The sequence below is a fragment of the Bifidobacterium sp. WCA-178-WT-4B genome (assembly GCF_009696495.1).
GTDB lineage: Bacteria > Actinomycetota > Actinomycetes > Actinomycetales > Bifidobacteriaceae > Bifidobacterium > Bifidobacterium infantis.
This window is the reverse complement of record NZ_VULV01000008.1, coordinates 57,607-70,023: the sequence shown is the minus strand read 5'-3', so window position 1 is coordinate 70,023 and position 12,417 is coordinate 57,607. Positions and strand designations below refer to the sequence as shown.

Annotated in this window: 6 protein-coding genes; 1 reads left to right on the top strand and 5 read right to left on the bottom strand. The window is 62.0% G+C overall.

The window, feature by feature from the left end; all coding sequences use genetic code 11:
* Nucleotides 1-90: 90 nt before the first annotated feature.
* The 3 genes from FYJ31_RS07020 to FYJ31_RS07010 form a co-directional block, all read right to left on the bottom strand.
* The gene (locus tag FYJ31_RS07020; protein WP_032745356.1) at nucleotides 91-1,209 is read right to left on the bottom strand and encodes an Mrp/NBP35 family ATP-binding protein; all 1,119 of its coding nucleotides are present in this window, start codon (nucleotides 1,207-1,209) and stop codon (nucleotides 91-93) included.
* 188 nt (nucleotides 1,210-1,397) lie between these two features.
* Entirely contained in the window at nucleotides 1,398-4,163 is a 2,766-nt protein-coding gene (gene ligA / locus FYJ31_RS07015; protein WP_154536354.1) for an NAD-dependent DNA ligase LigA, read from the bottom strand.
* Between the two features lie 64 nt (nucleotides 4,164-4,227).
* A complete protein-coding gene (locus tag FYJ31_RS07010; protein WP_195839469.1) occupies nucleotides 4,228-7,842 on the bottom strand; it encodes a tetratricopeptide repeat protein in 3,615 nt (1,204 codons plus the stop codon).
* Between the two features lie 98 nt (nucleotides 7,843-7,940).
* Between FYJ31_RS07010 and FYJ31_RS07005 the strand changes: the two genes are divergently transcribed.
* Complete coding sequence (locus FYJ31_RS07005) at nucleotides 7,941-10,193, top strand: hypothetical protein (protein WP_154536353.1); 2,253 nt, start codon at nucleotides 7,941-7,943, stop codon at nucleotides 10,191-10,193.
* Here FYJ31_RS07005 and FYJ31_RS07000 read toward each other — a convergent pair.
* Both FYJ31_RS07000 and FYJ31_RS06995 read right to left on the bottom strand, forming a co-directional pair.
* On the bottom strand, nucleotides 10,180-10,965 hold the full coding sequence (locus FYJ31_RS07000; RefSeq protein WP_195839468.1) for an ATP-binding cassette domain-containing protein: 786 nt from the start codon (nucleotides 10,963-10,965) through the stop codon (nucleotides 10,180-10,182). The two genes, FYJ31_RS07005 and FYJ31_RS07000, sit on opposite strands and share 14 nt — an antisense overlap.
* 47 nt (nucleotides 10,966-11,012) lie before the next feature.
* Nucleotides 11,013-12,278: a pyridoxal phosphate-dependent aminotransferase gene (locus FYJ31_RS06995; RefSeq protein WP_154536351.1), complete on the bottom strand. Its 1,266-nt coding sequence runs from the start codon at nucleotides 12,276-12,278 to the stop codon at nucleotides 11,013-11,015.
* Nucleotides 12,279-12,417: the final 139 nt, after the last annotated feature.

The window sequence follows — 12,417 nt, the reverse complement described above, 5'->3', positions numbered from 1 at the left end:
CGCAAGAGGATATTGTACGACACCGGCGAATAGGCGCGAAGAGAACCGTTCTCTATTGGCCGATTGGCACCGCTCCTGGACCATCACCCCTTAGCACCGCTCCAGCAGACGCTCGGCCAGTCCCCGAAAGACCTGACCGACGCCATCCGTGCGCAAGGCGCCATCGACATCCAGCACCGCGGGACGACCCGCCTCGCCGATCTCGCGCACTTCGGGATCCAGCGGCAGTTGGGCCATCAGCGGCACGTCATAGCCAAGCGCCGCGCTTAACTGTTCAGACACGCGCTGACCGCCGCCGGCACCGAAAATCTCCAGCTTCTCGCCCTTGTGCTCGTAGTAGCTCATGTTCTCCACCACGCCACGCACCTTCATCGGCACCTGCAGGGCCACGAGTCCGGAGCGCACGGCGATGTCGGAGGCGGAGGGCTGCGGGGTGGTGACCACCACGAGTTCGGCGTTGGGCAGCGCCTGGGCCACGGAAATCGCCATGTCGCCGGTGCCGGGAGCCAAGTCGAGCAAGAGGACGTCCGGCTCGCCCCACCATACGTCAGACAGGAACTGTTCCAAGGAGCGCTGCAGTCGCGGCCCACGCCACAGAATCGCCCGGTCAGCACCGGCGAACATGCCGATGGAGATCAGTTTCACGCCCCACGCGGTGACCGGCATGAGCATGCCATTCAGATTGGTGGGCTGTGTATGCACGCCGAACAGGCGCGGCAGTGAGAAGCCGTAAATGTCCGCGTCGATGGCGGCCGTGTCGAAACCGAGGGCCGCAAACGTGGCGGCCAGGTTCGCGGTAACCGAGGACTTGCCGACGCCGCCCTTACCGGAGGCGATGGCGAAGATGCGGGTCTTGACACCCGGTTTGCTGAAGGGGTTCCGCTTGCGTTCGGCCTTGAGGTTGGCGACCAGATCGGCCAGCTTGTCACGGCTCATCGAACCGACTTCGATATGAGGCAGCAGCTGTGCGCCCGGATAGGAGCTGACCGCGCCATTGATCTGGTTGGTGATGGTCTCGCTCAGTGGGCATCCGGGAACCGTCAGCTCAACGTGCACGGTGACGTCGTAAGTGCCGGCGTCCGACGATGCGGGCGCGGCTTCGATGGCGGCGATCATGCCGAGGTCGGTGACCGAACGACCGAGCTCGGGGTCGATGACCTTGCTCAGGCGTTCGTAGATGTCGGCTTCGATCTGACGTGCGTCGCTCATAAATCCGTATCCTCCTTTAGGGCCTGTTCTACCCTAGCGTGTGATGCGGCGGCATGCCAGAGGGAGTGGAGTAAGTCACACTGCGCACGCGCTGCGGATGTACCTCTCCCATTCCCGCATCCGTTTTGCGGGCGACTACTTCCCTCAGTCACACAAGGCGACAGCTCCCCTCAGAGAGGGGAGCCAAGTCAGTCGATGCTACCGGTTTCTAGGAGCTGGGCGAATTGGGCTTCGCCCAGCATGGGGATGCCGAGTTCCTCGGCCTTGATGGCCTTGGAGCCGGCGTTTGCGCCAATCACCACGTAATCGGTCTTCTTGCTCACCGAACCGGCCGCCTTGCCGCCACGCTCGATAATCGCCTCTTTGGCGGAGTCGCGCGAATAGCCTTCCAACGAACCGGTGACCACCACGGTTTTGCCGGCCAGCGTCTGCGGCAACGAACTGGTCTCGGCCTCGTCGACACCCACGCCGGCGGCCTGCCAAGCACGCAAAGTCGCGCCGCGCCAGTCGCCGGGTTCGCGGGTGGCGGCGAACCAGTTCACCACCGATTCGGCGATTTCCGGGCCCACCCCGTCGATGGCCGTCAGATCTTCAATCGTGGCGTTTTCGATGGCTGCCAGCGAGCCCATCGCCGAGGCAATCAGGCGTGCGGTAGGCGGACCGAGCCGGCGAATCGACAACGCGACCAGCACACGCCACAGGTCGGCGTGACGGGCCTTGTCCATTTCGTCGAACATCTTGCGCGTGTTTTCGCCGGGCCGAACGATCACCGGTACATCCGTGACGCCGGTGCGCGTGGTCTTGTGGTCCACGCGCACGATGACCGCGTCGGCCGGCACGTCATACTCGGGATAGGAGGCTGCGGCAAAGCCCGGCATAGTACCAAGTGGAGCCTCAGCCCCGGTAGGTGCGCCGGTCGTCTCGCTGGCGGCACCTCCCTGTGTTTCGGCAGATTCGATTGCGGCCTCCCTTTGCGCGCGTTCGGCCAGCTGCTTGGCCGTGAGCTTTTTGGCCGGCGTGGGCGCGGTCCAGAAGGCGGGCACCTGATGCCACAGGCCAGAGCCGCCGACACGCTTACGCACCTTTTTCTTCTTACCGTTCGCACCGACCGTCTCATGCACCTCGACGATTGCGGCTTCACGCCACACGCGCACGTCGCGCAGATCGGCGGCGGTCAGGTCGAACAACCCGGATTCGTTGGACAACACCGGCTTCTGCGCGGCCGGCAATTCCAGCCCCTCCACCGGCTCGTACGGTTCGGGCTCTTCGCCGGGGGCGACCAGCACCTCGGTGATGTTCGGCGCGTAGGTCGCCACCGAATCAGGCCGGTTCTCCTCCGGGTTGGTCAGAGCGATGGCCGATTGTTCGCCCAAGTGCTCGATGTCGAACGCCTTGCGTGAGGCCAGCGAAATCACGCGCTCGGTCAACTGGGCCGGGCAGCTTTCCACATTCGGGCAGCGAATATCCTTGTCACCCTCCTTGGCGGGTGACAGTTTCGAGCCGCATGAAGGGCAGAACTCGGGCATAACGAATTCGCGCAGCTGGTCCTCACGCCCTTTGCGCCGTTCAAGCACCGGGCCGACCAGTTCGGGAATCACATCGCCGGCCTTGCGCACCACCACGGTGTCGCCGATCAGAATGCCCTTGCGTTTGACTTCAAATCCGTTGTGCAGCGTGGTACGAGCCACGGTGGAGCCGGCCACGTAGACAGGTTTGAGCACGGCGACCGGCGTCACACGGCCGGTACGCCCCACCTGCACGGTGATGTTGAGCAGTTCGGTGTTGACCTCTTCGGGCGGGTATTTGTAGGCGATGGCCCAGCGCGGCGCGCGCGAGGTGGCACCGAGGGTGCGCTGCAGGCCCAGGTCATCGACCTTGACGACAATGCCGTCGAGCGCGTGCTCGATGTCGCCGCGATGCTCGCCGTAGTACTCGATCATGTCCAAGATCTCCTGGAATGAGGTCACCGCACGATTATGTGGGGAGACCGGCACGCCCCACCTGGTGTATAGATCGTAGGCCTGCGACTGGTCGGCGACCACATCATGGGTGCCGCGCGGATGGTCCGCCCCCCAGGTGAGCTGCCCCAGACCATGCGCATAGAAGCTCAGGCGACGGGTGGCGGTGATGCGAGGGTCTTTTTGACGCAGCGAGCCGGCGGCGGCGTTGCGCGGGTTGGCAAAGGGCGCTCGTCCGGCGTCCTCCTGCTCGTTGTTCAGGGTGTGGAAGTCATCCCAGCGCATGAACACTTCGCCTCGGATTTCCACGAAGTCCGGAACGTCTTCCTTGGGGCCGCCGAGGTTGGCGGGAATGGAGCCGATGGTTCGCACATTCAGGGTGATGTCTTCGCCGGTAACGCCGTCGCCGCGCGTCAAGCCCTGTTCAAGCACGCCGTTGCGATAGATGAGGTTCAGGGCGAGGCCGTCGATTTTGACCTCGCAGCTCATGGGCAGGGGCTTGGATTCGGGCCAATCGAGGTCGCGAATCACCGAATCGTACCAATCCTTGAGCTCTTCGATGGAGAAGACGTCATCAAGGCTCATCATGCGGCTGGGGTGGCGCACGGAGACGAAGTCGTTGGAGAAGGAGCCGCCGACGCGATGGGTGGGCGACTGCGGATTGTCCAATGAGGGGAACGCCGCTTCGAGTCGTTCGAGGCAACGCATGCGCGCGTCGTAGGCGGCGTCGGAGCTGACGGGTGAGTCGTCGATGTAGTAGGCGATCTGATCGGATTCCACCCATGCGGCCACGCGAGCCCACAGGCGGGCGGCGGCCTCAGCGGTCATCGTGTTCACGTCGAAACGGTCGAGGCGTATCGCGTCGTCGTCAGTGGGCTGCAGTGCGGCTATCCATTGTTCGGAGCCAGGGGCAAAACGTGCAATACCGGTATCAGGCCGGACCTCGGCCACATCCCCATCGTCGAAATCCCATGCCAGTTGTTCGTTCGTGCTCATGGTTGTCTATCCTAGCGGGCTCGGCTCCCCTCGGCCGGCTATACCGTCAACTCCCCTCAGGCGGCTACGCGGATAGCGAGCGCAGGAACTGGGCTTGGATGATGTCGATGTTGTCGCCTTCACCGTCATTCATGCGGGCCACGGCCACCGAGAGCGTGCGGGCCGGCACGAACATGCCTTCATCCACGCACACGCGGGCGGCGTCACGCACGATGTCAGCCACTTCGATATGCGGCCAGACCGGCAGACCATGCATGGCAAGCACATGGGCGGCCGTCTCCACCGATTCAGGCACCGGCATGCACTGCGAGTCCGCACGGGAAACCAGTTCCTGCAGTTCGCTTTCCAGCGAACCAATGGCCCCGGGAGCGATGTGATCGCTCATAATGTAGGCCGCGGCGGCTGTGTCGAACCGGTCAAGCATCCATTCGGCGTACGCGAACCGGTAGTAGGCGAACGCGGCATCGTCGCGGTCCAAGGCCACGCGCAGAGCATTCAGGCAGGCGGCGCGTGCCGAATCCCAATCCTCATTGCGGGCCAGTTGGATGGCGAGCTTCAGATGTGAGAGCGGGTAGGCGGGCGCGTACGCCACCATACGGTTGAGGTGCGGGATGGCCGCCTCGGCACCCTTGATCTGGCTCAACACGTCAGCCAGCTCCATGTGTGCGTAGAACAGATTGTCCGGGATGAGCACCGTACGCTCGTCCAATGTGGCGAACAGCCGGTTGTAGACCACGCGCTCGGCATAGGAGTTGAAGTATCGAGGTACGCCATGGCCTGCCGCATACACCTGATCCAGATGGGACACGGCCGCTTCGGCCGCTTCGATGGCCTGATCGGCTTGGCCCGAGAACAGCATGTCTCGGGCGCGCAGACGCTCCTTGTCAAGATCGTCAGCAAGCGTGAACGTGAAGTCCGGTGTGTCCTTGCCATCGATCAACGCACTGGTGACCTGTGAGGCCAAGCCGGTCAGTTCGGGATCGCATATCGATTCGATGACCTGCATGGCTCGCTGGGCCTTTTCCACGGAGCCGAGCGACGTGTTCCTGGCGATATCGTGGAATTCGTTGACGCCATGCTGCAGTAGGCCCACTCGCTGGATAGCCAGTCCGGCACTATTCTGTGCGCCCAGCACGTGAGCGGTCGCCGGGCTGAATTGACGGTCGGCCAGTTCGGGCTCCTCCTGGGATCCGGTGGGAGAGAACCGGCCGTCCGCCAAGTCGAAGTCGGCGCTGATGGGTTTCAGGCCGCCTTCGCCGTCCACGTCCATCACGGCACCGAACATGCGGTAGGTTTCCTCGGGATTGTCGAGCCCAGCGGTGTCCAGTCGCTTGAGGAAGGCATCACGGGTGAAGGTGACGGTGACCATATTACGCACGGTGGGATTGCGGCGCAGCACGCTCATCGGATCATCGTCCACGCCGGCGGCCCCATCAGCACCGTCAGTGCCGACGCCCTCGCCGCCGATACCGCCCAGGTCGTCGCCTGCGCCGGTATCGTCCGGCATGCCGAACGCCATTTCGTCGATATCGACGCCCTTCATCAGGTCTTCGAACTGCGAATCGATGGACGCGGCGCCATCGGCGTCAGCGGATTCGACCGAGGCCTGATCCGTAGCATCCGCAGACGGTCCGGTACCGTTGCCGGTTCCCCCGGTCGTGCCGCGTTCGTCACCGGACGCCATCTGCCCGAACGTCTCCTCATGGGTGATGGGGCGGGTCGGGTCGCCATGGAAATCACCATCTTTGGGGTCGGCTTTGGAACCCACACGCCCCAAATCGCCACTGCGCAGATGTTCAAAAGCGCTTAAAGCCTCGCTCATCATCGCCTCGATGGCGGAATCCTGTTCGGCAATCGCCTCTTCAAGACCAATGGAATCGATGTGCAACGACACCTGGCGTACGGATTCGCTGGTGCCGAAACTTAGCGCGGCCATCATCAGGCCGACACGCAGGTTGTAGGCGGCGCTCATCGACGCGCGTTCGGCGCTGCTCAGCGCACGCCACGTACGTCGAGTGGTGTCATACCGGCTATCGGGCATCATCGAGGTGCCGGCGGTGGTGAAGCCAATGGCCACTTCACCCGAATCCAAGCACGACCGGAACTCCACATCAAACCGATACGGCAACCGTAACCGGCGCAACAGTGAGGAGAGGGTCTGACGATACACCCATTCGTCGCTCCTCGCCGGCGAATACGAAGGCCGAACGGCTTGAGTGTTGGTGTCGCTCCTATCAGCCCGCTCTACAGCGCCCTCAGTACTTCCAGCGCCCGCAGCATTCGTCACACCCGAATCCGGCACGTTCTGCTGGGTCAGCACAACTCGAGGATCGGGGAATTCACTGCGAATCTGTCCAGCCGTGCGGGCGGCGATATCGACCAGGCTCAGCACGGCCCGACGCTCCTGCTCGCCATCATACGGGTCAAGCGCCATAATCGCAGGGTTTTCGATGAGTTTCATGTCAATTTGCGCGGCCTCGGCACGGGTCACCGTATCTTCCGTAGGGTTGCGTCCCAAGGAAGCGTTGCGCTCCAGCCAAGCGCTCACCGCAGCGAATCGGTTGAGGTTGCCTTCGATCTTCAGGGATTTCAGCGCCTGCCCGAATGCCAAGGACTTATCCCACGCAAAGAAATAGCCGCTCGAATACGTCGAGGTGTACAGGTGCAACGGTTCGGCGCCATGCACCGCTTCCAGCCCCGGCGTGGTGTCGAGAGCGCCGGCTTCGCGCATCAGATCGGCGAAGTGATCCTCCAGACCGGAGGCCCGCATGCCGTGGGCACGTGCCGCCAAAGTGTCACGCACCGAACGGCGAATCGCACCTATCGGCGCCTCACGGTTGAGACGGCGGAAGATATTGCCGGAACCGAATCCGATGAGCAGACCATTGATCTGCGGCAACATATACGTGGCGAAGAACGCGATGGTAATGGCATCGCGGTATTCCAGATCATGACGCATCGCAGGCGGCAGATTGGCACGCATCTGCTCAAGCGTGTACCGGTTGCCGGCCTTGAGCCATGAGGCGAGCCATGTCATGCGTCCGGTGTCGTCACGTCCCACCACGCCACCGGTAATGGCCTTCACACCGTCAGCACCATGACCAAGGCCGCGCCCCAAACCACGCCCATGATGCAGTGCATTTCCCAGGCCACGGCCTGCACGGGAGAAACCGGAATGCGAACGCGGCTCGTCGCTTTCGCCCAGCCGCTCACCGTCCGGCAAAGTCACTTCTTTTTCCTTGCCGAACATGAATCGCGCCTGCATATCCTGCACGTCCATGTTGGGGTCGGCGCCCACGAATACGCGGCCATGCGTATCGGCGAACGCCACCTGCGCAAAATGATCGCGGTCGGGGAAAATGCCAAGCGAAAAGCCACGGCCTCTGGTGGAGGGCAGCTGCGCCCATCCAAGCACCAGCCCTTCCGGCACGTTCTCCAATTCAGGGAAGGTGCGTCGCTTGATTACAGGACTCAGCGCCACTGCATGGCGAGTCAGTTCGTCGATAATGCCGCCTTTACGCTCACTGGTCTCCTGCAAGGCATCGCCGAACGGATTCGTATCGTGCTTCTTCGGCTTGGACAGTCCCAGATCGGCCGCGAGCGCGTTCATCGAATCCTTCAGCCCGCCCAGCAGTGGCGCGCGGTTGTGCTTCCCATGGTCCGATGTACGTTTTGGCATGATTCACATTGTCTCTTGTTTGCCCGACATCAAGCCCGAATAAAGCCTATAGAATAAAATGCGTGCATTCCATAGACCACACTCGCGCAGACCGTCCGATGCCGTCGAAACATGAACGGCATCTGACCAGCCGTCCGGCTACCCGGCACCGGCTGCGTTTGGCGCGCCTGCTGATCGCCTTGCTGGCCGCCGTCGCCGCCATGGAGTGCATCGTGTTCAACCTGCCGTTCTGGCGTACGCTCGGAGCGAGCACGGATACGAACGCCGTGCATAACACACTGGGTTCGGGTCTCACGCGCCGGAATGATGGCATGTTGACCGTCACCGATCCGACCAAGGCCTATCTTGAACTGACCGCGGACGGCACGTCGGATTACCTACGCATCGATACCGCGAGCGGCAAGGTCATCGATAAGGCCCGTGAGCAGGCCGAGGCCGAATCCGAAGCGAACGACGATAAGGAAGTCTTCAAACCGCTGGCGACCATTCATGTGCGCGCGGATGTCGATGGCATCACCGGCCAGGCCCAGTCGATGAATCCCGACGCTATTCGCAGCCATTATGTCAAGGCGCCGGGTGCCGGCATCGTGCGTATTTGGATTCAGGAAGAGCGCGGCGCGATCGTACCGGTCACCGACGCCCGCGCCAACGTGCGCGTACCGTTCGTCATCAATTGGATGCGCGTGCTCGCCATGGCCTTGGTGTTGCTGATGATTGCCGTCTGGAGGCCGGGATCGCGCCTGTGGCGTATCACACTTGACCCGTCCAGCACTCGGCAACGACTTGCTTTCGTGGGGCTTATGGCGATTCCTACCCTGCTTATCGGCGCATCCATCATCCGCGAACTGTGGTACGCGTCTCCGCTCGTCTTCCACGTTTCCGGCGATTACACCTATGATTTCGACCAGTATGGGCATGTGGCCGATGCGCTGGTCGCCGGCCGGCCCTGGCTCGACTTGCCGGTTCCCGAACAACTGGCCGCCACCGAGCACCCCTATGACGTAGCCACACGTGCCCAGCTACTCGCCAATGGAGCCAGTCCGCTCTACTGGGATTACGCGTATTATGACGGTCACTGGTATTCCTATTTTGGCGTGTTGCCCGCAGTGCTGCTGTTCGTCCCCTATCGTCTGCTGACCGGTCATAATCTGCCGACATCCGTCGCCGAGTATATTCTCGTGCTGCTGTTCATCATCTTCTTCTCCTTGCTGTTGCTGCGCGTCATCCATCGCTTGATGCCGAAGACTTCGGTGGCGGCCGCGTCGTTAGTAGTGGTCTCATCGTTGGCGAGCGCGCAAGTGGAGTATTTGCTGTATCGCACGAACTTCTATCAGATACCGTTCGCCGCATCGCTGACGTTGACGTCGCTGGGACTATGGCTATGGCTCGGCGCGGACACGTCCCGCCGCCCGCTGAGACCATCGGACCGATGGCAGGCGGGCGATGCCAAGCCTCTCTCCCTGCCACGACTGGCCTTGGGCGCCTTGTGCATTGCGGCGAATTTCGGATGCCGACCGACGTTCACCTTGGCCGCATTGCTTGCGTTCCCCCTGTTCTGGCCGCAGATTCGCGCGCTGGGCAACGGTCTGCGCACACGCCGTATCAAGCCGTTGCAGGCGTTGCGCGCGCCGCTTGCGGTAATCATCCCCGCCATTCTCGTCGTGACGCCTCTGATGGCGTGGAACATGGTTCGGTTCGATTCCCCGTTCAATTTCGGTAATGCGTATCAGTTCTCCGTATCCGATATGACCCGGTATACCACCCCGTCCGCGGATATGCCCGCCAACATCTGGTATTACCTGTTCCTGCCGCTGCGCTTCATGGATCGTTTCCCGTGGCTGGCGGGCTCTCCCGCCCCGATGCCGCAATGGGGCTATTACGAGGTGATGGTCGGCGCGATTTTCACGGCCACACCACTGACCGTGATGGCTTTGGCGCTGCCCCTGCTGCGCAGATTGGAGACGCACGGCATGCGGCCATGGCTGATGTCTTGCTTGGCCGTGGCGGCGGCGCTGATCGTGTTCGACAGCCGTGTCGGCGGTCTGGGATGGCGGTATTCCGCCGATTTCGGCTGGCTGATCTCACTGGCGTCCATACCGGGGCTACTGTGGCTGGTCAACGGGCGCGAGCCGGGACGTTCATTGGCGGGTGCCAACGACGCCGTTTCGGACGATGGCATCGCCCGGGTCACCCCGTGGCGTTGGCTGATGCGCTGGGTCGTGGTGCTGGCCGTATTGTGGGCGCTGGGCATAGCCGTGCTGGGTTGCTTCGTGCAGGCGCGCGACGACGCCATGATCGTCAACGATCCGACGCTCTGGCATCGGGTTCAGGCATGGTTCACGATGCTCTAGTCTCGTATCGGCGGCGAATCAGATCCTCATAAAACGCCACAGCCTCAGCCGGCGCTCCGTCAAACACGACCGCGTGCTCGTCCAGCACCAGTACGCGGTCGATGGCGTATTCGGGCCGGCGGATCATATCCGTGTCATGCGTGGCGAAAATCACCTGCTTGTTGTAGCTGAACAACGCCTTGGCCACATGCGCGGTGCCAATCTCATCCAATCCCTTGCTCGGCTCATCCGCCACAATCGCACTCGGCTCAAAGCTCAGCGCGGCCGCAATAGCCAGCAGGTGCCGTTTCTCGGAGTCCAATTCGCCGGCCTTGGCCTTGGAGACCTGCGCCAAATCAAAATGCGCGAACAGATTACCGATGCGCGCATGACGTTCTGACTCGGGCACCTTGTGCTTTTTCAACGCTTCGGAAACAGCCTCGGAAATATTCGCCGCTTGGTAGAAACTGTTCGGAATCTCCTCGCGGCGAACTTTGCCGACCAGATTATCGATGCGCTTCGCGTCCTTCTTCACAGCCGGGTCAAGACGTTCCTCACCGCCCGCAATGGTCACCGTGCCGGCGTTGGCCTTCAACGAACCGTCCAGCAGACCCAGCAATGTGGATTTGCCTGCGCCGTTCAGTCCGATCACGGCCACCCGCCGCTCGCTGATGGTGATGTCCGTGGGAGCAAGTCCCACGTGCCCATCATCATACGTATGCCCGGCCTGTTCCAAAGTGAACGTCAGCGATGCCGGGTGTGGCAGTTCTTTCGGTCTAAACAAGAATCCCATGCCGCCATTGTACGTGGAGTACAGGTGCGGTGACGGCAAACACCGGCCTATCGCAGCAAAGCGGCGACGGTATTGAGCACGGCGCGGATGCCACGCTCGAATTCGTCCGGTTCGGGCAGCAGGGAAACGGCCAGGTATCCATTGGAGGTCATGTCGAAGAAGTAGCCGGGCTGTCCGGTGAGTTGGTGCTCGTCAATCAGCCGCAACACCATTTCGTTCTCATCGATGACTGAGGGCACTCGTAGCAGCACGTTCCAACCGCCTTCGGCCCGTAGCACGCTGACCAGCCCGTTGGGATCGGCATTGAGCAGCGTATGCAGCTTGGCAAGATTATCGCGCACACGCTCCCTCACCCGTCTGGTCTGTGCAGGCGCGGCGTTCAATAATGCGGGAATCCGTTCGGCGGTGATGTCACTCATCGGCAGATAATCATCGGCGATGACGTCCAGTCGACGCTGGGCCTCGGCAACGTCCTCGTCGGGTCCGGACACCTGAATCCATCCGACTTTGGCGTGCGGCGCGGCCAACATCTTGGAGAATCCGTCTAGGGCGAAGGTGAGCACGCCGCGCTCCCCCGCAAGCCGTGCGTTGTCGGGGAAAGGTTCGAGAGAGTAATCGAAGAACACTTCATCGGCGATAAGGGCGATGCCATGTTCACGGCACAATGTCACGATACGTGCACGCTCGGTTGGTTTTACGTACGAACCGGTCGGATTGTTCGGGTTGATGAGCACCAATGCTCTGATGCGTTCGCCACCGGGCTCGCTGAGTAGCCGCTCGAGTTCGGCGATGTCGATGAACCAGGAGCCGTCGAATTGCAACTGGTATTCGACCGTGTCGACGCATTCAAGCCGTGCAATCGACTCGATCAGCGGATAGCCGGGTTTGGGTGCCAGCACCGCGTCGCCGGCATCGCAAAGTAACTTAATCAGCCACGAATACGCCTCGGACGTGGAGCTCAGCAGGTACAGGGCGTCCGGGTCAACGCCCTCGATGGCGGTATTCACATTGGTGAAAGCGGCATGGCGCTCGTTCCCGCCCTCGCCGGCGGCGGGCGAAGCCAACTGAGGGCTGCTTGCGTCTACCACGTTTGCCGTATTGAGGAATGCGGCCAATGATTCTCGTGCCGCACGCGGTCCACGCGGGTCGGCCGTATACACGCTCGGCACCAATTCGGGTGCCAACCCGTGGCGGGTCGGATTGGAATCGTTGAGTTTGCTGAGTGCGATGCCGTTTGCCTTGGCTGCCGCCTCGGCCGCCGCAATGGGATTCGGCGCAGAAATATCCACACGAGAAGAGAAATGCACGCTCATACCCTCCACGATAAAACCACCCCTGCCGAGCCAGGTATATCGAGGCCTCATATCCACCAGCATCCAGCACTACGACAATCGTGCGGCACGGCAGCGGAGTCGTCAGACATACTATGACTTCAATCCACATCGAATAACG

Coding starts and splice junctions, on each gene's coding strand:
- FYJ31_RS07010 (WP_195839469.1), bottom strand. CDS start 7,842: ATGCCAAAACGTACATCGGACCATGGGAAGCACAACCGCGCGCCACTG.
- FYJ31_RS07000 (WP_195839468.1), bottom strand. CDS start 10,965: ATGGGATTCTTGTTTAGACCGAAAGAACTGCCACACCCGGCATCGCTG.
- FYJ31_RS07005 (WP_154536353.1), top strand. CDS start 7,941: ATGCCGTCGAAACATGAACGGCATCTGACCAGCCGTCCGGCTACCCGG.
- FYJ31_RS06995 (WP_154536351.1), bottom strand. CDS start 12,278: ATGAGCGTGCATTTCTCTTCTCGTGTGGATATTTCTGCGCCGAATCCC.
- FYJ31_RS07020 (WP_032745356.1), bottom strand. CDS start 1,209: ATGAGCGACGCACGTCAGATCGAAGCCGACATCTACGAACGCCTGAGC.
- ligA (WP_154536354.1), bottom strand. CDS start 4,163: ATGAGCACGAACGAACAACTGGCATGGGATTTCGACGATGGGGATGTG.